The 19,220-nt window shown below is 60.7% G+C and carries 16 protein-coding genes; 11 read left to right on the top strand and 5 right to left on the bottom strand.

The features are described from left to right. The first annotated feature begins 222 nt into the window (after window positions 1-222). The 5 genes from AC1DQM_RS09450 to AC1DQM_RS09430 all read left to right on the top strand — a co-directional run bounded on the left by AC1DQM_RS09450 (window position 223) and on the right by AC1DQM_RS09430 (window position 6,336). On the top strand, window positions 223-1,671 hold the full coding sequence (locus AC1DQM_RS09450; RefSeq protein WP_477743544.1) for an alanine/glycine:cation symporter family protein: 1,449 nt from the start codon (window positions 223-225) through the stop codon (window positions 1,669-1,671). A 133-nt stretch (window positions 1,672-1,804) separates the two neighbouring features. Continuing rightward, window positions 1,805-2,809 (top strand): asparaginase, encoded by a 1,005-nt coding sequence (locus tag AC1DQM_RS09445; protein ID WP_477746075.1) that lies wholly within the window; start codon window positions 1,805-1,807, stop codon window positions 2,807-2,809. A 227-nt stretch (window positions 2,810-3,036) separates the two neighbouring features. Beyond that, window positions 3,037-4,029 carry an AraC family transcriptional regulator gene (locus tag AC1DQM_RS09440; RefSeq protein WP_477746074.1) on the top strand — a complete coding sequence of 331 codons (993 nt, stop codon included), beginning with the start codon at window positions 3,037-3,039 and terminating at the stop codon, window positions 4,027-4,029. A 162-nt stretch (window positions 4,030-4,191) separates the two neighbouring features. Next, window positions 4,192-5,223 carry a histone deacetylase family protein gene (locus AC1DQM_RS09435; protein ID WP_018927381.1) on the top strand — a complete coding sequence of 344 codons (1,032 nt, stop codon included), beginning with the start codon at window positions 4,192-4,194 and terminating at the stop codon, window positions 5,221-5,223. 12 nt (window positions 5,224-5,235) lie between these two features. Further along, on the top strand, window positions 5,236-6,336 hold the full coding sequence (locus tag AC1DQM_RS09430; RefSeq protein ID WP_477746073.1) for a polyamine ABC transporter substrate-binding protein: 1,101 nt from the start codon (window positions 5,236-5,238) through the stop codon (window positions 6,334-6,336). Between the two features lie 194 nt (window positions 6,337-6,530). On the opposite strand, the gene pdxR is transcribed toward AC1DQM_RS09430, so the two are convergent. Then, window positions 6,531-8,081 (bottom strand): MocR-like pyridoxine biosynthesis transcription factor PdxR, encoded by a 1,551-nt coding sequence (pdxR, locus tag AC1DQM_RS09425; RefSeq protein ID WP_477746072.1) that lies wholly within the window; start codon window positions 8,079-8,081, stop codon window positions 6,531-6,533. A 124-nt stretch (window positions 8,082-8,205) separates the two neighbouring features. On the opposite strand from pdxR, the gene AC1DQM_RS09420 reads away from it, so the two are divergent. Both AC1DQM_RS09420 and AC1DQM_RS09415 read left to right on the top strand, forming a co-directional pair. Continuing rightward, complete coding sequence (locus AC1DQM_RS09420) at window positions 8,206-8,652, top strand: GNAT family N-acetyltransferase (RefSeq protein WP_018927378.1); 447 nt, start codon at window positions 8,206-8,208, stop codon at window positions 8,650-8,652. Window positions 8,653-8,669: 17 nt separating this feature from the next. After that, window positions 8,670-9,341: a GNAT family N-acetyltransferase gene (locus tag AC1DQM_RS09415; protein WP_477743539.1), complete on the top strand. Its 672-nt coding sequence runs from the start codon at window positions 8,670-8,672 to the stop codon at window positions 9,339-9,341. Between the two features lie 75 nt (window positions 9,342-9,416). On the opposite strand, the gene AC1DQM_RS09410 is transcribed toward AC1DQM_RS09415, so the two are convergent. After that, window positions 9,417-10,313 (bottom strand): homocysteine S-methyltransferase family protein, encoded by an 897-nt coding sequence (locus tag AC1DQM_RS09410; protein WP_477746239.1) that lies wholly within the window; start codon window positions 10,311-10,313, stop codon window positions 9,417-9,419. A gap of 112 nt (window positions 10,314-10,425) precedes the next feature. Between AC1DQM_RS09410 and AC1DQM_RS09405 the strand changes: the two genes are divergently transcribed. From AC1DQM_RS09405 to AC1DQM_RS09395, 3 genes are all read left to right on the top strand, one after another. Next, window positions 10,426-11,247 (top strand): ABC transporter substrate-binding protein, encoded by an 822-nt coding sequence (locus AC1DQM_RS09405; RefSeq protein ID WP_477746071.1) that lies wholly within the window; start codon window positions 10,426-10,428, stop codon window positions 11,245-11,247. After that, the gene (locus tag AC1DQM_RS09400) at window positions 11,244-12,077 is read left to right on the top strand and encodes an amino acid ABC transporter permease (RefSeq protein ID WP_018927374.1); all 834 of its coding nucleotides are present in this window, start codon (window positions 11,244-11,246) and stop codon (window positions 12,075-12,077) included. Before AC1DQM_RS09405 ends, AC1DQM_RS09400 begins: the two co-directional genes overlap by 4 nt. A gap of 251 nt (window positions 12,078-12,328) precedes the next feature. Continuing rightward, window positions 12,329-14,416, top strand: a complete 2,088-nt coding sequence (locus AC1DQM_RS09395; protein ID WP_064621158.1) for an autotransporter outer membrane beta-barrel domain-containing protein — start codon at window positions 12,329-12,331, stop codon at window positions 14,414-14,416. Window positions 14,417-14,494: 78 nt separating this feature from the next. Here AC1DQM_RS09395 and oadA read toward each other — a convergent pair whose 3' ends face one another. Then, complete coding sequence (gene oadA / locus AC1DQM_RS09390; protein WP_477746070.1) at window positions 14,495-16,303, bottom strand: sodium-extruding oxaloacetate decarboxylase subunit alpha; 1,809 nt, start codon at window positions 16,301-16,303, stop codon at window positions 14,495-14,497. Window positions 16,304-16,314: 11 nt separating this feature from the next. Continuing rightward, a complete protein-coding gene (locus AC1DQM_RS09385; RefSeq protein ID WP_018927371.1) occupies window positions 16,315-17,730 on the bottom strand; it encodes an acetyl-CoA carboxylase biotin carboxylase subunit in 1,416 nt (471 codons plus the stop codon). Window positions 17,731-17,920: 190 nt separating this feature from the next. On the opposite strand from AC1DQM_RS09385, the gene AC1DQM_RS09380 reads away from it, so the two are divergent. Further along, window positions 17,921-18,883 (top strand): LysR family transcriptional regulator, encoded by a 963-nt coding sequence (locus AC1DQM_RS09380; protein ID WP_018927370.1) that lies wholly within the window; start codon window positions 17,921-17,923, stop codon window positions 18,881-18,883. On the opposite strand, the gene AC1DQM_RS09375 is transcribed toward AC1DQM_RS09380, so the two are convergent. Next, window positions 18,825-19,037 carry a PA3496 family putative envelope integrity protein gene (locus tag AC1DQM_RS09375; protein WP_019020903.1) on the bottom strand — a complete coding sequence of 71 codons (213 nt, stop codon included), beginning with the start codon at window positions 19,035-19,037 and terminating at the stop codon, window positions 18,825-18,827. The two genes, AC1DQM_RS09380 and AC1DQM_RS09375, sit on opposite strands and share 59 nt — an antisense overlap. Window positions 19,038-19,220: the final 183 nt, after the last annotated feature.

Raw genomic sequence — 19,220 nt, 5'->3', positions numbered from 1 at the left:
TGCAGACGGATGGCACTCTCCTATGTATAGTGCCGGCCCTCTTCGCGTGAGCGGTCGTCGATAACGAGACCCAAGCCCATGCGAAAGCCGAACTAATAACAACCCGCGAAATGGAACAGAGACGAACCTTCGACCCACCTGTTGTGCCACGCACAACCTGGTGTAACGCGATGTGTCGACCACCCAGTATTCGCACACACAAAAAATAGCGAGGAATAATCCATGCTCGAAGTCATCAACGACTTCCTCTCAGGGAAAGTACTGATCGCGCTCATTGTCGGGCTCGGTAGCTACTTCACGATCCGCTCGCGTTTCGTCCAGTTCCGCCATTTCGGCCACATGTTCAGTGTCTTCAAAGAGTCCCTTCACGGCCAGGCAGGCCAGCTGAGCTCGTTCCAGGCCCTGATGCTGAGCCTCGCCGGCCGCGTCGGCGCCGGTAACATCGCCGGTGTCGGCATCGCCGTGACCCTCGGCGGCCCGGGCGCCGTGTTCTGGATGTGGGTCACCGCACTGGTGGGCATGTCCAGCAGCTTCTTCGAATGCACCCTGGCCCAGGTCTACAAGCGCGCCGAAGGCGACGGCCTGTACCGTGGGGGCCCGGCCTACTACATCCAGCACGGCCTGAAGCTGAAAGGCATGGCGGTGGTGTTCTCCATCCTGCTGCTGGTCACCTACGGCTTCGCCTTCATCGGCCTGCAGTCCTACACCGTGACCCACTCGCTGCAGAACGCCTTTGCCTTCGACCCACGCCACACCGGTATCGTCCTGGCGGTGCTGCTGGCCATCACCTTCATCGGCGGCATCAAACGCATCGCCGCGGTGTCCGACCTGCTGGTACCGATCAAGACCCTGGCCTATATCGGCGTGACCCTGTACGTGATCGGCACCCAGATCGAACACGTGCCAGCCATGCTGGAAACCATCTTCAAGAGCGCCTTCGGCCTCGACCCAGCCTTCGGCGGCCTGCTCGGCAGCGCCATCGTTATGGGCGTGAAGCGTGGCGTGTTCGCCAACGAAGCAGGCTTGGGCAGTGCGCCGAACGTCGCCGCCGTGGCCGCCGTGAAGCACCCGGGCGCCCAGGGCGTGGTCCAGGCCTTCAGCGTGTTCCTCGACACCTTCGTGATCTGCACCTGCACCGCGCTGCTGATCCTGCTGTCGGGCTTCTACACCCCGGGCTTCGAAGGTGACGGCATCGTCCTGACCCAAAACTCGCTGGCCGCCGTGGTCGGTGACTGGGGCCGCGTGTTCGTCAGCGTCGCGCTGTCGCTGTTCGTCTTCACCTGCATCCTCTACAACTACTACCTGGGCGAGAACAGCCTGCAGTTCCTCAGCCGCAACCGCGTCGTGCTGATGGTTTTCCGCGGCCTGGTTCTGGCGCTGGTGGTATGGGGTTCGATGCAGGACCTTTCGACCGTGTTCGCCTTCGCCGACATCACCATGACCTGCCTGGCCTTCGTCAACTTGATGGCCCTGGCCATGTTGTTCAAGGTCGGCCTGCGCGTGATGCGCGACTACGACGAGCAGCGCCGCGCCGGCGTCAAGCAGCCAGTGTTCGACTCCAGCAAATTCACCGATCTGGACCTGGACCTGAAGGCCTGGCCGACCAGCCCAAGCCAATCGGCTCCACGCGAGCAAGGCGCAGCCCAGGGCACGCCTGCCACGCAACGCTGATCGCCCTGGCGGGTGGCTCCCCGCCACCCGCCGCGACAGACCGCAACGAGTGGCGTCCTGCCACTCGACGTGACACACCTTGCGCACGCAGGCATGCTGCGGCGCAAGGTGCATTCGTCCAGGAGACCCATCAATGAATTCCGCCTCTTACCCTGCCGCGCAGCACGTCATGGTGCTCTACACCGGAGGCACCATCGGCATGCAAGCCAGTGCCCACGGCTTGGCCCCGGCGTCCGGTTTCGAAGCGCGGATGCGCGACTACCTGCACAGCCAGCCTGAGTTGGTGGTGCCGCAGTGGCGCTTTCGCGAGATGTCGCCACTGATCGACAGCGCCAACATGTCCCCTGCGTACTGGCAGCAACTGCGTGAAGCGGTGGTCGACGCCGTTGATGCCCAGGGCTGCGACAGCGTGCTGATCCTGCATGGCACCGACACCCTGGCCTACAGTGCCGCGGCCATGAGCTTCCAGTTGCTCGGCCTGAACGCCCGTGTATGTTTCACCGGCTCCATGCTGCCGGCCGGCGTGACCGACAGTGATGCCTGGGAAAACATCAGTGGTGCACTGGGTGCCCTTGGCCAAGGCCTGGCGCCGGGTGTTCATCTGTACTTCCACGGCGAACTGCTCGACCCGACCCGCTGCGCCAAGGTTCGCAGTTTCGGTCGTCATCCGTTCAAGCGACTGGAGCGTCAGGGCGGCGGCGTGAAAGCTTCCTCGATACCTGCCCAACTGAACTACAACCAGTCAAGGCAACTGGCGAAGGTCGCGGTGCTGCCGTTGTTCCCCGGCATCGGCGCCGAGCAACTGGATGGCCTGCTCAACAGCGGTATTCAGGGTCTGGTGCTGGAATGTTATGGCAGCGGTACCGGACCAAGCGACAACCCCGGGTTTATCGCCAGCCTGGAACGGGCACGAGACAATGGCGTGGTAGTGGTTGCGGTCACCCAATGTCATGAGGGTGGCGTGAAGCTCGACGTGTATGAGGCGGGCAGCCGCTTGCGCGATGCCGGCCTGTTGTCCGGTGGCGGCATGACTCGCGAGGCGGCGCTCGGCAAGTTGCATGGGCTGCTCGGTGCAGGGCTTGAAACCGCTGAAGTTCGGCGGCTGGTCGAACTCGACCTGTGTGGCGAACTGAGCTGACACAACACATAACCTGGTGGGAGCGGTCTGTGGCGAGGGGGCTTGTCGGAACGCCGCATCGCCCCGTTGGGCTGCGAAGCTGCCCCAAAATCTCTGATGTACCAAAGATCTTGTGAGTGCTACGCACTCAAACGGGGGCAAGCCCCCTCGCCACGGCCCGCTCCCACAAGATCGTTGTTGGGCACATAACTTGCTCCCGTTCCAGCATCTCGACGCTGGAAGACTCCATGCTCCACTCCCACCTCACCACCCTCAACGCCGTCTCCCTGGTGCTCAACACCTTCAAGGCCGAAGGCCTGTCCAGCGAGGCGTTGTTGGCCGGCAGCGGCATCAGCGCGGCTGATCTGAGCCGGGCGGACACGCGCATCACCACCAATCAAGAGATGCTGGTATGCGCCAACGCCGTCGCGCTGCGCCACGATATCGGTCTGGAGTTGGGCCGGCGGATGCACGTTTCGTCCTATGGCATGCTCGGGTACGCCTTACTCACCAGCGCCACTTTAGGTGACGCCTTGCAGTTGGCGCTGCACTACCCGGCGCTATTGGGAACACTGTTCGAGTTGAGCCTGGAGGAGGATGGCGAGCGCATCTGGCTCACCGCGGGCGACTATCGGGAAAACCCCGCGCTGGCACCGTTCAATGTCGAGTTTTGCCTGGTCTCGATGAAAGTCACCTGCGAAGACCTGCTCGGCCACCCTCTACCTTTGCTTGGCGCTCGCTTCGATTACCCGGCACCGGACTATCAGACGCGCTACAGCGAGCGTTTCGACTGTCCGTTGCAGTTTGATGCAGCGTCCAACGGATTTGCCTTCGACAAGCGCTGGCTCGAACACCCCCTGCCACTGGCCGACGCCATTACCCACCAGGCCATGGCCGAACGCTGCCGCAAGCAAAACACCGAGTTCACCGGGCGTCAGGCCTGGCTCGGGCGCATCCGCCAATTGCTCGCCGCGCAACTGAGCGCGGCGCCAGGCCTGGACGGGTTGGCCGAACAGCTGAATTGCTCGTCGCGCACCCTGCGCCGACATCTGAAGGACCTGGGATGCAGCTATCAGGAATTGCTCGATGAACTGCGATTTGAGCAAGCCAAACGCATGCTTTGCGAGGATCAACTGCCGATCTATCAAATCGCCGAAGCACTGGGGTTCAGCGAGACCGCGAGCTTCCGGCATGCGTTTGTGCGCTGGAGTGGCGTGGCGCCCAGCCAGTTCCGCCCTTGAGCCGCCCCTGTGGCGAGGGAGCAAGCTCCCTCACCACAGGGGGGCGAATTTCGGTCAAATGTTTTGGCCACATAGATCCCCTTTTGGCCTTTCCTGCCGTTCTCCCAAACGTCGCCTGCCGCAAGACTGTGTTCAAACCGAATCAGCCTGCGGAGAACAACAATGCTGACGATCTACTCGGACGATCACCACCTGCACCACGGCCGTTGTGAATTGATGGACGGGCAATTGATGCCCTGCTTCGAAATGCCTTCACGGGCCGATCACGTATTGCAACGGGTCAAGGACCAGAACCTCGGCCCGGTTGAAGTGCCGAAAGACTTTGGCCTTGATCCGATCGCGCGCATCCATAGCCGCGACTACCTCGACTTCTTCAAAGGCGCCTGGGCGCGCTGGACCGCATTCAATACCGACGGCGACTTGCTGCCCTACACCTGGCCGGCCCGCACCTTGCGCCGAATCATGCCCACCAGCCTGCACGGCCAACTCGGCTATTACAGCTTCGACGGCGGCGCACCGATTACCGCCGGCACCTGGCAAGCGGCGTACAGCGCAGCGCAAGTTGCCCTCACGGCCCAAGCGGCGATCCAGCGCGGCGCCCGCAGTGCCTTCGCCCTGTGCCGTCCACCGGGACACCATGCCGCCAGCGATTTGATGGGCGGCTATTGCTACCTCAACAATGCTGCCATCGCCGCTCAAGCGTTCCTCGATCAGGGCCATAAAAAGGTCGCGATCCTCGATGTCGATTACCACCACGGCAACGGCACTCAATCGATTTTCTACGAACGCAGCGACGTGCTGTTCACCTCGATCCACGGTCATCCAGAAGCCGAGTTTCCGTTCTTCCTCGGCTACGAAGACGAACGCGGTGAAGGCGCAGGCGAAGGGTTCAACTTCAACTACCCGTTGCCCGCCGGCAGCGCTTGGGACCGTTGGAGCGCCGCGCTGGAGCAAGCCTGTAAAGAGATCGAAACGTACGGCGCCGACATCGTTGTCGTGTCCCTGGGCGTCGATACGTTCAAGGACGACCCCATCTCCCAATTCAAACTCGACAGCCCGGATTACCTGGCGATGGGTACCCGCATCGCAGGCCTCGGCAAGCCGACGCTGTTCGTGATGGAAGGCGGTTACGCGGTAGAAGAAATCGGCATCAACGCCGTGAACGTTCTCGAAGGTTTTGAAAGCGCCCAATGAGGAATTAGAAGAATGAACAGACTCAAGCGTCTTATCGCTCCAGCGCTCTGCGCCACGCTGCTCAGTGGCGCCGTCCATGCTGATGAACGTACTTTGCGGGTCTACAACTGGTTCGACTACATCACCCCCAAAGCCCTGGACGATTTCAAGACTCAGAACACCCAGACCAAACTGGTCTACGACATCTTCGACACCAACGAAGCGCTGGAAGCCAAGCTGCTGACCGGCAACTCCGGCTACGACGTGGTGGTGCCGTCCAACGTGTTCCTCGCCAAGCAGATCGAAGCCGGCGTATTCCAGCCAGTGGACCGCAGCAAACTGCCGAACTGGAACCACCTCGACCCCAAGCTGATGAAGCTGATCGAAGCCAACGACCCGGGTAACAAATTTGCCGTGCCCTACATGTACGGCACCATCCTGATCGGTTTCAACCCGGCCAAGGTCAAGGCTGCGCTGGGTGACAACGCACCGGTGAACAGCTGGGACCTGATCTTCAAGGAAGAGAACATCAGCAAGCTCAAGCAGTGCGGCGTGGCCCTGCTCGACTCACCTTCGGAGATCCTGCCGCTGGCCCTGCAACACCTCGGCCTGGACCCCAACAGCAAGAAGCCGGCGGACTACGCCAAGGCTGAAGCGCTGCTGATGAAGATCCGGCCGTACATCACCTACTTCCATTCGTCCAAGTACATGGCCGACATCGCCAACGGTGACATCTGCGTCGCGGTCGGGTATTCCGGCAGCTTCTCCCAGGCCGCCAACCGCGCCAAGGAAGCCAAGAATGGTGTGATCGTCGACATGCGCCTGCCCAAGGAAGGCGCGCCGATCTGGTTCGACATGCTCGCGATCCCCAAAGGCGCGAAAAACCCGGAAGACGCCTACACCTTCATCAACTACCTGCTGCAACCCCAGGTCATCGCACCGGTCAGCGACTTCGTCGGCTACCCGAACCCGAACAAGGACGCCACGGAAATGGTCGACCCGGCGATTCGCAACAACCCGAACCTGTACCCGACCGAAACGGCGATGAGCACGCTTTACACCCTGCAACCCTTGCCTCGCGATGCTGAACGGGCGCGGACCCGGGCCTGGACCAAGATCAAGTCCGGGACCTGAAACACCCGGTGAATCAAAGACCCGCGCCATCGCGGGTCTTTTTTGGTCAACGGCTAATAGGGGGGGCTTTGATCTGCGCGGGTGGCAGCAATCAGGAACTCATCGCCATTTATCGCGGCGAGATCAGTCGCACACTCGCCGCCTCAGTGTTTTTCATAGATCAGCGGTTCATTTAAAAACCGGGAGGCCATCGTTCAATCCCGCCAGACCTGCCGCAACCGTGCCAGCGCCGACTCTATCGCTGGCTCTGGCACCGCCGCAAAACCCAATACCAGACCGGCGCGCTGATCGACTGGTGTCCTGGAGTCCGGTAGCCAATAGTTGCTCAAGCCATTGATCTCCACACCCACACTTTCCGCTTGTTCGATCAGTCGCCGTTCGCGGGCCAGGCTGTCCACCGAAACCGTCAGGTGCAGCCCGGCGGAGACGGTGGGCAGGCTACCCACTCCGGTCATCCCCGCCGGCCAGCCGCCCAGCAAACAATTGCGACGGCTGAGGGCGGCACGCCGCATCCGGCGAATGTGCCGCTGGAAATGCCCGGCGGCCATGAACTCGGCCATCACCGCTTGAGTGCTCACTTCGGAATGCCGCACATCCACCGCCCGACGCTGCGCGAATGCGTCCACCAGGCCCGGCGGTAGCACCAGATAACCCAGGCGCAGCGCCGGAAAAGCGACCTTGCCGAAGGTGCCGACATACAGCACCCGCCCATGGCGATCGAGTGCCGCCAGCGGCGCCAGTGGCGCGCCGCTGTAACGGTACTCGCCATCGTAGTCGTCCTCGATGATCCAGCCCTGGTTGCCCTCGGCCCAGGCGAGCAGTTCCAGACGCCGGGCCAGACTCATGACCACACCGGTCGGGTATTGATGGGAAGGCGTAACGTAAGCCAGCCGGCAATCGCTCAACTGCGCCAAGGCGCTGCAGTCGATCCCCTCCTCATCCACCGGCACACCGTGCAACCGCGCACCGGCTACCGCGAAGGCATGGCCGGCAGCGCGATAACCCGGATTTTCAATCCCCACCCCATCGCCAGGCTCCACCAGCAACTGTGCACAAAGGCTGATCCCCTGCTGCGCGCCACTGGTGATCACAATTTGCTCAGCGGCGCACTGCATCCCTCTCGAGCTGCGCAAGTAGGCAGCAATCAATCCGCGCAAGCGTTCATCACCTGCCGGGTCGCCATAACACAGCTGCTGTAAATCCGGCTTACGCCAGAAAGCCGCATTCAGCTTGGCCCAAACCTCGAACGGGAACAGATCGAACGCCGGGACGCCGACCCTGAATGCGCGCGGCGGACCACCAGGCGGCACAGCCAAATGATTCTTTTCAACGCGCCCCAAAGCACTGCTGTGGATAACTTTACTGGATGGAACAACAGGTAAATCCAGCCAATTTGTGGATAAGGTTGTGGGTAACCCTGTTGAAAACCCTGTGGATACTTTTGTGGATAATTTTTTCGCCGGCAACGCCGCCTGAGGCAATTGCGCCACGTAAGTCCCGTCACCCACACGCCCCTCGATGAAGCCTTCAGCGTAAAGCTGATCGTAGGCACGAACCACGCTGTTGCGGGAAATCGATAAGGCCGTAGCCAGATCGCGACTGGCCGGCAGTCGTGTGCCGCTGGCCAATCGTCCGTCGAGTACGCGTACCCGCAGCGCTTGATAGAGCTGTCGACTCAGGCCCTGGCGGCGGTCGAGTTCGATACCCGCCGGGTTGAACGACGAGGGAAGCGGCGTATTCGACATGACAATGGACCTATGAAATTGGTCATTAATGGCTCTTACAACAGACCATTAGCCTGCCTAGGATGAAGGCATTCGCCAAGGAATTTTCCATGTACCTGCCACTTTGACGCGTTAAGGAATGAACATGAGTCAGATCGACATCCGCCAGGTCACCGCCGACGATCACGCTGCCTGGCTGCCGTTGTGGCAAGCCTACTTGCGCTTCTACAACACCGAGCTGCCCGAGGCGGTCACTCAAAGCACCTGGCAGCGCCTGCTCGACCCGAGCGAACCGACCCACGGGGCGCTGGCCTGGGTCGACGGCAAAGCGGTGGGCATGGTGCATTTCATCTATCACCGCTCGAACTGGAGCATCGAAAACTCCTGTTACCTGCAAGACTTGCTGGTGACACCCGAAACTCGTGGCACCGGCGTCGGTCGGCAACTGATCGAATTCGTCTACAGCACAGCCAAGGCCGACGGTTGCTGCAAGGTCCACTGGCTGACCCACGAAACCAACGCCACCGCGATCCAGCTCTACGAGCGCATCGCCGAACGGCCCGGTTTCATCCAGTTTCGCAAAGCCCTTTAAGGTTCAAGGAGAACACCATGTCGACTTCACTCGCAGACTGGAAAGGCGTTCCGGCGCCCTCGGTCCAACTGATCGAAGGGCGTTTCATTCGCCTGGAAAAACTCGACCCGGCGCGTCACGCCGACGGTTTGTGGAAAGCCCTGGAAGGCCCGGGCTCAGACCCGAAACTCTGGGACTATCTGCCCTACGGTCCTTTCCCGGAACGCAGTGCGTTCAATGACTGGCTGAACAACCATGCGGCCAACAGCGATCCGTATTTCTTCAGTGTGATCGACCGTGTCAGCGGCGAGGTGCAGGGCCTGCTCAGCCTGATGTCGATCGTTCCTGCCCAGGGTCGCATCGAGATCGGCCATGTGACCTTCGGCGCACCGATGCAGCGCTCGCCGAAAAGTACCGAGGCGGTTTACCTGCTGGCCAGGGAAGCCTTTGCGTTGGGTTACCGGCGCCTGGAATGGAAGTGCAACAACGGCAACGCTCGCTCCAAGTACGCAGCAGAGCGGTTGGGGTTCAGTTTTGAGGGGGTGTTCCGCCAGCACATGGTGGTCAAGGGTCAGAACCGCGACACAGCGTGGTATTCGATTCTGGACTCGGAATGGCCGACGATTCAGGCGGGGTTCGAGCGGTGGTTGAGCGATGAAAACCAGACGGAATCGGGGCAGGTGAAAACGTTGACGGAGTGCCGCGGGTAAGCTTCGGCGCCCGGACGACACCTTCGCGGGCAAGTCGGATCGCGGCACGGTGATCCGACTTGCCCGCGAATGGCATCACGCTAATGTCTGGGCAAGTACCGCAATATGCTCCGGCCCGATCCCGCAGCACCCGCCCAAATGGCTGGCCCCGCGCTTGCGCCAATCGGCCGCCCACTGCAGATAACCCGGCGGGTCGAGATCGTCGCGTAGCGGATCCAGACCGTCGTTGGCCGTGGCCTCTTTCGGCTGCGGCGGGAAGGCGTTGGCGTATGCGCCAATGTGAATCTTCACCCCCAAGCGCTCGAAGGTTTCCCGCGCCGCATCAATCGCCGCCCCGATCACTTCCGGCTGGCTGCAGTTGAACAGCAAAGTCTCGACACCCAACTCAGCCGCCACCACAGCGGCCTCAGCCACCGGTTCACCGGAGCGCAAACGCGGCACTTCATCGGTGTCTTCATCTTTCAAGGTAAACGACAGCCAGAACGGTTTGCCGTCCTTCGGCAGACCGGCATGGATCGCCCGTGCTTCGACGATCGAACTCTGGGTTTCGGCCAGCCACAGGTCGACATGAGGCGCCAGACCATTGACCAGAGGGCTCAGCAGTTCAGTCACCCGAGCAGCGTCGAACAAGTCCGGGCGGTAGGAGCCGAATAACGGCGGCAATGAGCCGGCCACACGAACCGCTTGGCCCGAAGCATCGACTGCACGCCGAGCCAGCTCACCGGCCAACGCCGCAAGGGCCTGGCCTTCAGCCGCGAAACGCTCCTCGCCAATGTGGAACGGCACCACCGCGTAACTGTTGCTGGTGATCACGTTGGCACCGCTTTCAATATAAGCCGCGTGCACCGCCTCCACCGCCTGCGGCGCTTCGCTCAAGGCCAGCGCCGACCACTCGGGCTGCCTGAACGGCGCCCCTCGGCGCTGCAGCTCCCGACCCATGCCACCATCCAGAATTACCGTCCCTGCGCCCATATGCTTTTCACTCATAAGCTTATGAAAATAACTCACTATCAGAGTCGTTCTTATAACTATTTAATACGCACCACTCGGTTAATAACAACCTCTTTTTTTTCAGGGATCAACTGTGAAATTTCAACCGCTGCTGGCCCTGGGCCTGACGATTCTGGCTGCCTCCACCCAAGCCTTTGCCGGCGCCACTCTGGATCGCATCGAGCAAAAGAAAGAACTGGTCGGCGTGTTGATGGAAAGCTATCCACCCTTCTCGTTCCTCAACGATCAAAACCAGCTCGACGGCTTCGACGTTGAGGTGGCCAAGGCCGTGGCGGACAAGCTGGGCGTCAAGCTGCGTCTGGAAACGCCGTCCTGGGATGTGATCGCCGCCGGCCGCTGGAGCGGGCGTTACGACATCTGCATCTGCTCCATGACCCCGAGCAAGGCCCGCGCCGAAGTCTTCGACTTCCCGGTCGAGTACTACGCCTCCCCTGCCGTGATCGTGGTCAATGCCAAGGACGATAGCATCCACAGCGCCAAAGACCTGAGCGGCAAGAAAGTCGGTCTCACCAGCGCCTCCAGCTATGAAAGCTACCTGAACAAAAACCTGGTGATCGAAGGCGCCGAAGACACTCAATTGCAGTACCCGTTCGAGAACGTGCAGATCGCCCCGTATGACACCGACAACGTCGCGTTCCAGGATCTGGGCCTGGGCGCTGGCGTGCGTCTGGACGCGATCCTCACCAACCTCGTCACCGCGCAACCGCGCCTGAACGAAGACAAGCGCTTCAAGCTCGCCGGCCAGCCGCTGTACTCGGAGCCGAACTCGGTGGCCATCGAAAAAGGTGACGCGCAGTGGGACGCCAAAGTGCGTGATGTGTTCGCTCAGTTGAAACAGGACGGCACCTTGAGCAAGCTGTCGCAAAAATGGATCGGCGCCGACATCAGCAAATGACTTCCTTCCCCAAACCTCCTCAGCCGCCGCAACCGGTGGCTGAGTCATTACTGCAACGGGTCTTCGGCTTCCGTACCCGGCTGTACCTGACCTGGGCGGCGATGTTCGGCTTGTTCGCCAGTTTCTTCCTGAGCTTCGACCTGAAGTTCTCGATCATCCTCGACAAACTGCCGAACCTGATCGGCCTGCACCTGGCGCCCAACGGCTTTCTGCAAGGCGCGGCACTGACGCTGTTCTTGTGCCTATGCTCGATTGTGGCTTCGTCGCTGCTGGGCTTCATCACGGCCCTGGCTCGACTGTCGAAAAGCGCCGTGGCGTTCGGCATCGCAAGCTTCTATGCCTCGTTCTTTCGCGGCACGCCGCTGCTGATCCAGATATTGCTGATCTACCTCGGCTTGCCGCAATTGGGCGTCGTGCCGGGCGCCATCACCGCCGGCATCATCGCCCTGTCGCTGAACTATGGCGCCTACCTGAGCGAAATCTTCCGCGCCGGCATCCTCGGCGTTCCCCACGGCCAACGCGAAGCATCGCTGGCCCTGGGCATGCGCGAAACCGTGATTTTCTGGCGCGTCACCCTGCCCCAGGCCATGCGCGCCATCATCCCGCCCACCACCAACCAGTTCATCTCCATGCTCAAGGACTCGTCGCTGATCTCGGTGATGGGGGTTTGGGAAGTGATGTTCCTGGCGCAATCGTACGGGCGCTCGAGCTATCGCTATATCGAAATGCTGACGACGGCGGCGATCATTTATTGGCTGATGTCGATTGGACTGGAGCTGATTCAGGCGCGGATGGAACGGCACTACGGGAAGGCGTACGTGAGCCGGTAGGAGCCGTCGAGAGCTGCGCTTTTTTTGATCCGCGACAGATGCATTTTTGCTGGAGCGCCAGCCCCCTTGTCCTGATTCACTGTAAGAAAAAGCGCCCAGTTCAAATGGGCAAAAAACAGCCGCCCTCAAGCGGCTGGCTATTTTCTACACAACCTGCTGACACCCCCCGCAGGCCCGCCGGAAGCAGCTGACATCGGCACCTATAGCCTCACTTTTAGAGTTTGGCCTCCCATCAAAAGAGGCCGTACTCGATGCCCGTTCAACACAAATACCGACCACAACACCTGGCGCTGGCCATTGCGCTTGCGCTGGGTTGCGCCGAATTTTCAAGCGCCCAACAACTACCCGCGCAAGCTGAGGCGACGAATATCGCTGAGGTAACCGGGCAGCTTGATACTGAGCCGCACCCGCTTACCCGGCTTCTAGCCTTTATCGAGGCGGACACCACCTTTCAAACGGTGATTGATGCGCCGCAGCCCGCTCGGCGAGGTACTTCCCTGAGACCGGAAAATAGAGATGACCTCATCATCGTCAAAAATGGTGGAAGCTTCGAAGGTCGGGTCGATGGCGGCAAAGGAACCAACGTCATACAGCTTGATGCAACTGACGGTGGCCGATTGGGGAATACCCGCAACTTCAACGGCCTGTATGTTTCGCAGGGATCCTGGACGCTGACCAGTACCGGAGATTTCAACAAGGGTGTGGTGGTGCTCGATGACGGCATCCTGACCAATGACGGGAAAATCGAAGGTGGGGCGATTACGGTCGGAAAGCTCTTCAACAATGGCGACATTAAAGGTCATGTAACAGTCGCGCACGGCGGTACTTTTGCAGGTGCAGGCACCGTCGGCGGCCTGGATGTCTCCGGCCGCGTCAACGTCGATGGATTGCATGGCGCCCCAAGGGTCAAAGGCAATTTGAACCTGTCCAACTCGGCCATCCTGGCCTATGAGGTCAACCCCGACGGCCGTCACGAGACGATCAAAGTCGACGGCACCGCCAGCCTCGGCAATGCCACCCTGAAAATCGTCGCAGTATCGGGTGACTATCCGCAAACCACCCAGTACACCATTATCGAGGCCGACAAGGTCGATGGGCATTTTGGCAATATTGAAAACAATCTCGCATTCATGACGGCCACCCCGGACTACAGCGACGAAAAGGCCGTCCGCCTGACCTACGCTCGCAACGAAGTGCCTTTCGAGAGTCTCGCGACCAACAAAAACGGTCGGGAACTCGCCCGCAGTATTGAAGAACCCAAAGCCAGTCCAACGGCGCAGACACCTCCCAATACCGCGAACGCCGCTGTCACGGCCCTGCTTGCCTCCACCACCGAAACAGCCTCCCAGGCCATCGACCAGCTGGACGGCGGCAACAACGCCAACCTTGCGAAAGCGACCCTGAACAGTGACAGCCCAATCAGCGCGACCATGCTCTCGGCCATGCGTCAGCTGCACAGCGCCAGTAGCTACAGCAATTCCACCAGACGCAATGCGCCACGCCTGGCCGCCGGCAGCGAAGACAATGGCCGAGTCTGGCTTCAAGCAATGGGTCACGGTGGAACGCTGGATCGCGACTACGACGCTCTGAAACACACAACCCACGGTCTGGTACTGGGAGCTGATTGGGGCATCGATGAAGAATGGCGCATCGGGGTGATGAGCGGAAAATCCGAAACGCGCCTGGACAGCCGCGGACTCGACGGCGATCTCGACAGCTGGCATTTGGGAGCTTATGCCCTGCGTCAAAACGGACCAATGTCCCTGCGCCTGGGTGCGACCTACAGCAGTCACGATGGCAGCACTAAACGCCGGGTTGCCTTCAAAGGTTTCAGCGACCGCCCCGAAGGCCGTTACGATGCCAACACCCAGCAGGCCTTTGCGGAATTGGGTTACAACCTGGGGCGGACGAACGTCAGCATCGAACCGTTTGCCAGCCTGGGCTACCAGCGCTATCAACGCGACACTTACACGGAAAAAGGTGGCGCTGCGGCTCTGAAGGTACACGGTCAAACGCAGAACAATTTGAACAGCACGTTCGGCCTGCGGCTGGCGAAGCTCAACACTCTGGATAACGGCATGCAGCTGACGCCACGGTTCAGTGCCGGCTGGAAACATACTTACGGGGACGTCTACAGCGATACCCGCCAACGATTGGTAACGGGCGGAAAAAACTTCACCGTTTCCGGTGCGCCGCTGGATCGTGACAGCCTGCTGGTCGATACAGGGCTGGACCTTGGATTGTCAGCAAAACACACCCTGGGCATCGGACTCACTGGCGAGATCGGCACCGACAGCCGTAACCACGGCGTGACGGGTCAGTGGCGAATGAGTTTCTAACAGCCACAAACCCAGTGCGAAAAAAAAGGGGAGCACATGCCCCCCCGAGGTTTAAAGCGGTATATCGAGGCTGTTAACTCAGCCTTCGATCTCGATCAGGATCTCGCCCGGGTTCACCCGGTCGCCCTTGGCCACGTGGATGGCGGTGACTTTGCCGGTGATGGCCGACTGGACTTCGGTTTCCATCTTCATCGCCTCGGTGATCAGCACGGCCTGGCCGGCTTTCACGGTGTCGCCTTCCTTGACCAGCACGTCGACGATGTTGCCGGGCATGGTGGTGCTGACGTGGCCCGGTGCCGACGCTTGCTTGCGCTTGCTGCTGCCGCCGCTGACGAATTCGTTGAGCGGTTCGAACACCACTTCTTCCGGCATGCCGTCGATGGACAGGTAGAAGTGGCGTTTGCCTTCAGCCTTGACGCCCACACCAGTGATGTCGACGCGGTAGGTTTCGCCGTGAACGTCGATGACGAACTCGGTCGGCACGCCTTCACCACCGGCCGAAGCCACACCGCCTGCTTCCGGAATCGGCAGCAGCACTTCCGGTGTCAGGGTGCCGGCTGCGCGTTCTTCGAGGAACTTGCGACCGATGTCCGGGAACATGGCGTAGGTCAGCACGTCTTCTTCAGACTTGGCTACGGCGCCGATTTCGGCACGCAGCTTGGTCATCTCCGGCTTGAGCAGATCGGCCGGACGCACGTCGATCACCTCTTCGCTGCCGATGGCCTGACGACGCAGCTTTTCGTTCACAGTGCCCGGCGCCTTGCCGTAGCCGCCTTGCAGGTAAAGCTTCACTTCGTTGGTGATGGTCTTGTAGCGCTCGCCGGCCAGCACGTTGAAGAACGCCTGGGTGCCGACGATTTGCGAGGTCGGGGTCACCAGCGGCGGGAAGCCGAGGTCTTCGCGAACGCGCGGGATTTCAGCCAGCACTTCGCTCATGCGATTCAGGGCGCCCTGCTCTTTCAACTGGTTGGCCAGGTTGGAAATCATCCCGCCCGGAACCTGGTTGACCTGCACGCGAGTGTCGACGGCAGTGAACGCGCTTTCGAACTGGTGGTACTTCTTGCGCACGGCGTAGAAGTACAGGCCGATCTCTTGCAGCAGCTCCAGGTTCAGGCCAGTGTCGAACTCGCTGCCTTTAAGGGCGGCGACCATCGATTCGGTGCCCGGGTGGCTGGTGCCCCAGGCGAAGCTGGAGATCGCGGTGTCGATATGGTCGGCGCCGTTTTCGATGGCCTTGAGTTGGCACATCGCAGCCATGCCGGCGGTGTCGTGGGAGTGGATGAACACCGGCAGCGATTGCTCGGCCTTCAGTGCCTTGACCAGTTCACCCGTGGCGTACGGGGTCAGCAGACCGGCCATGTCCTTGATCGCCACCGAGTCGCAACCCATGGCTTCCATTTGCTTGGCTTGCGCCACGAAAGCCTCGATGGTGTGCACCGGGCTGGTGGTGTAGGCGATGGTGCCCTGGGCGTGTTTGCCGGCAGCTTTCACCGCTTCAATGGCCACGCGCAGGTTACGCACGTCGTTCATGGCGTCGAAGATACGGAACACGTCGATGCCGTTGACCGCGGCCTTGGCGACGAAGGCTTTGACCACGTCGTCGCTGTAATGGCGGTAGCCCAGCAGGTTCTGGCCACGCAGGAGCATTTGCAGGCGCGTGTTAGGCAACGCGGCGCGCAGTTGGCGCAGACGCTCCCACGGGTCTTCTTTCAGGAAGCGTACGCAGGCGTCGAAGGTCGCGCCGCCCCAGACTTCCAGCGACCAGTAACCGACTTTGTCGAGTTTGTCGCAGATCGGCAGCATGTCTTCGGTGCGCATGCGGGTGGCGAGCAGCGATTGATGGGCGTCGCGCAGGATTGTGTCGGTAACGTGGATTTGTTTGCTCATTGTTCTATTCCTCACAGGCCTGCGTGGGCGGCGATGGCGGCGGCGATGGCCAGGGCCAGCTCTTCGGGTTTGCGCTTGATCGAGTAGTTGGTCAGTTCAGGGTGGCTTTCAACGAAGCTGGTGTTGAACTGGCCGCTACGGAATTCCGGGTTACGCAGGATTTCCTGGTAGTACGCGGCGGTGGTCTTGACCCCTTGCAGACGCATGTCGTCGAGGGCCCGCAGGCCACGGTCCATCGCCTCTTCCCAGGTCAGCGCCCAGACCACCAGTTTCAGGCACATCGAATCGTAGAACGGCGGAATGGTGTAGCCGGTATAGATCGCTGTGTCGGTGCGCACGCCGGGACCGCCGGGCGCGTAGTAACGGGTGATCTTGCCGAAACTCGGGAGGAAGTTGTTTTTCGGGTCTTCGGCGTTGATCCGGAACTGCAGCGCGAAACCACGGTGCAGGATGTCTTCCTGTTTCACCGAGAGCGGCAAACCGGATGCGATGCGGATCTGCTCGCGAACGATGTCGATGCCGGTGATTTCTTCAGTGATGGTGTGTTCCACCTGCACCCGGGTGTTCATCTCCATGAAGTACACCTCGCCCTCGGCGAGCAGGAACTCCACGGTACCGGCGTTCTCGTAACCCACGGCCTTGGCTGCACGAACCGACAGGTCGCCGATGTAGGCGCGCTGTTCCGGGGTCAGTTGCGGGCTCGGAGCGATCTCGATCAGCTTCTGGTTGCGACGCTGGATCGAGCAGTCACGCTCGAACAGGTGCACCACGTTGCCGAAGCTGTCGCCGAGGATCTGCGCTTCGATGTGTTTCGGGTTTACGATGCATTTTTCCAGGAACACTTCCGCCGAACCGAAAGCCTTGGTGGCTTCGGAAATCACTCGCGGAAAGGCTTGTTCGAGTTCTTCGCGACTGTTGCAACGACGAATACCGCGGCCGCCACCACCGGAGGTAGCCTTGAGCATCACCGGGTAACCGATGCGATCGCCTTCGGTCAGGGCCTCTTCGATGCCCGACACGTTGCCTTCGGTGCCCGGTGTGACCGGCACGCCGGCCTTGATCATGCTGCGGCGCGCTTCGGTCTTGTCGCCCATGCGGCGAATGACTTCCGCCGACGGGCCGATGAATTTGATTCCGCGTTCGGCGCAGATGTCCGCCAGCTCGGCATTTTCCGAAAGAAAGCCGTAGCCGGGGTGCAACGCATCGCAACCGGTTTCCACCGCCAGGTTCACCAGCTTGCGCGGGTTCAGGTAGCCGGCCAATGGCTCGGCACCGATGCTGTGGGCCTCGTCCGCACGCTTCACATGCAAAGCATGACGGTCGGCGTCGGAATAGATCGCGACCGAGCGAATGCCCATTTCGGCGCAGGCGCGCACGATTCGTACCGCAATCTCACCACGGTTGGCAATCAGGATCTTTTTTATCACTTGGAGGTTCCCTTGAGCCGGTGGCACCCACGACCCGATTAGACAGGTCGACGCGTGACCAAATGTTTCAATTCAGTCGCAGCTCCACACTAGCTGTCGCAAGGGATTAACAAAAATGAATAATAATTGGGTCAGACATAAGCAAAGACTTATAGTTGAGTCATCGACCTTCGCTCAGGATTTATAGAAAATGCGTAAGTCATTGATGCGTATGACATTGCGTCAATTGCAGATCTTCAATGAGGTGTGCGATTTAAGGTCCTACAGCCGCGCTGCCGACGAAATGTCTCTCACACAACCTGCCGTGAGCCTACAGATTCGTCAACTTGAAGAGCTGATCGGTCAGCCCTTGTTCGATTATGTCGGCAAAAAACTCTACATGACCGAGGCGGCCGAAGCGCTGCAGCGCGCCAGCCGGGACATTTTCGGCCGCCTGGAAAACCTCGATATGCAGCTGTCGGACATGCAAGGCTCATTGCAAGGTCAGCTGAAACTGGCGGTGGAGTCCAGCGCCAAGTATTTCGTGCCGCACCTGTTTGCCGCGTTCAAGCGCCAGCACCCGGAAGTGAACCTGCACCTGACGGTGGTCAACCGTGGCCAGGTCATCCGGCGCCTGTCGGATAACCGCGATGATCTGGTGATCATGTCGATGGTCCCCCAGGACATGGGGCTGGAATTCCTGCCGTTCCTCAACAACCCGATTGTAGCCGTGGCGCCACCGGATCATCCGCTGTGCCACATGGGTCCATTGCGCTTGCAGGATCTGGAACCCTACACGCTGCTGCTGCGCGAACCCGGTTCCGGCACGCGACTGGCCTGCGAGGAGTATTTCAAAGAGAAGCGCGTGCACTTCACCCAGACCCAGGAGGTCGCCTCGGCGGAAGCTCAGCGTGAATGCGTGCTGGCGGGTCTGGGCCTGGCGCTGCTGACGCGCCACGCCCTGAACCTTGAGTTGGCGACCGGTGGCCTGATCGAGCTGCCGGTCGAAGAGCTGCCGCTGCTGCGTAGCTGGTGCCTGGTGCAGGCCAAGGCCAAACGGCTATCGCCGGTGGCCCACGCATTCCTTGCGTTTATCCGCAGCGAACGAGCGCAAATCAGCGCACTGGTTGAGCGTTTCGACGGGAAGTTACCGGTGCTGCCTGCCAGTAGTTGAGTTCGAGGTCGTCGGGAAATTCGCCGATTTCGGCCAGAAGCTGGCGGCGCTCGCAGCGATCTTCGATGGCGCGGCGAAATTCCATGCGGCGCTGGTCTTCTTGCTGACGACGGGTTTTGACGGCGCTGTTGCGTTCTTCGTAGGGCTGGGCCATTTCGAGTCTCCCAAGGCGAGTACGGGAGTTTCAAGATAGGCGCGAGGGATGACGGTTTGGCGGCGGGAGGGTTACAGAACGATGAAACTCACTGGCTGACCGCGAACCTGTGGCGAGGGAGCTTGCTCCCGCTGGGTCGCAAAGCAGCCCTAAGATTTTGCGACTGCTGCGCAGCCGAGCGGG

Source organism: Pseudomonas sp. 01L34 (assembly GCF_056400265.1).
The sequence above is the reverse complement of the archived record's forward strand: the minus strand, read 5'-3'. Positions and strand labels throughout refer to the sequence as shown.

Coding starts and splice junctions, on each gene's coding strand:
- AC1DQM_RS09450 (WP_477743544.1), top strand. CDS start 223: ATGCTCGAAGTCATCAACGACTTCCTCTCAGGGAAAGTACTGATCGCG.
- AC1DQM_RS09445 (WP_477746075.1), top strand. CDS start 1,805: ATGAATTCCGCCTCTTACCCTGCCGCGCAGCACGTCATGGTGCTCTAC.
- AC1DQM_RS09440 (WP_477746074.1), top strand. CDS start 3,037: ATGCTCCACTCCCACCTCACCACCCTCAACGCCGTCTCCCTGGTGCTC.
- AC1DQM_RS09435 (WP_018927381.1), top strand. CDS start 4,192: ATGCTGACGATCTACTCGGACGATCACCACCTGCACCACGGCCGTTGT.
- AC1DQM_RS09430 (WP_477746073.1), top strand. CDS start 5,236: ATGAACAGACTCAAGCGTCTTATCGCTCCAGCGCTCTGCGCCACGCTG.
- pdxR (WP_477746072.1), bottom strand. CDS start 8,081: ATGTCGAATACGCCGCTTCCCTCGTCGTTCAACCCGGCGGGTATCGAA.
- AC1DQM_RS09420 (WP_018927378.1), top strand. CDS start 8,206: ATGAGTCAGATCGACATCCGCCAGGTCACCGCCGACGATCACGCTGCC.
- AC1DQM_RS09415 (WP_477743539.1), top strand. CDS start 8,670: ATGTCGACTTCACTCGCAGACTGGAAAGGCGTTCCGGCGCCCTCGGTC.
- AC1DQM_RS09410 (WP_477746239.1), bottom strand. CDS start 10,313: ATGGGCGCAGGGACGGTAATTCTGGATGGTGGCATGGGTCGGGAGCTG.
- AC1DQM_RS09400 (WP_018927374.1), top strand. CDS start 11,244: ATGACTTCCTTCCCCAAACCTCCTCAGCCGCCGCAACCGGTGGCTGAG.
- AC1DQM_RS09395 (WP_064621158.1), top strand. CDS start 12,329: ATGCCCGTTCAACACAAATACCGACCACAACACCTGGCGCTGGCCATT.
- oadA (WP_477746070.1), bottom strand. CDS start 16,303: ATGAGCAAACAAATCCACGTTACCGACACAATCCTGCGCGACGCCCAT.
- AC1DQM_RS09380 (WP_018927370.1), top strand. CDS start 17,921: ATGCGTAAGTCATTGATGCGTATGACATTGCGTCAATTGCAGATCTTC.
- AC1DQM_RS09375 (WP_019020903.1), bottom strand. CDS start 19,037: ATGGCCCAGCCCTACGAAGAACGCAACAGCGCCGTCAAAACCCGTCGT.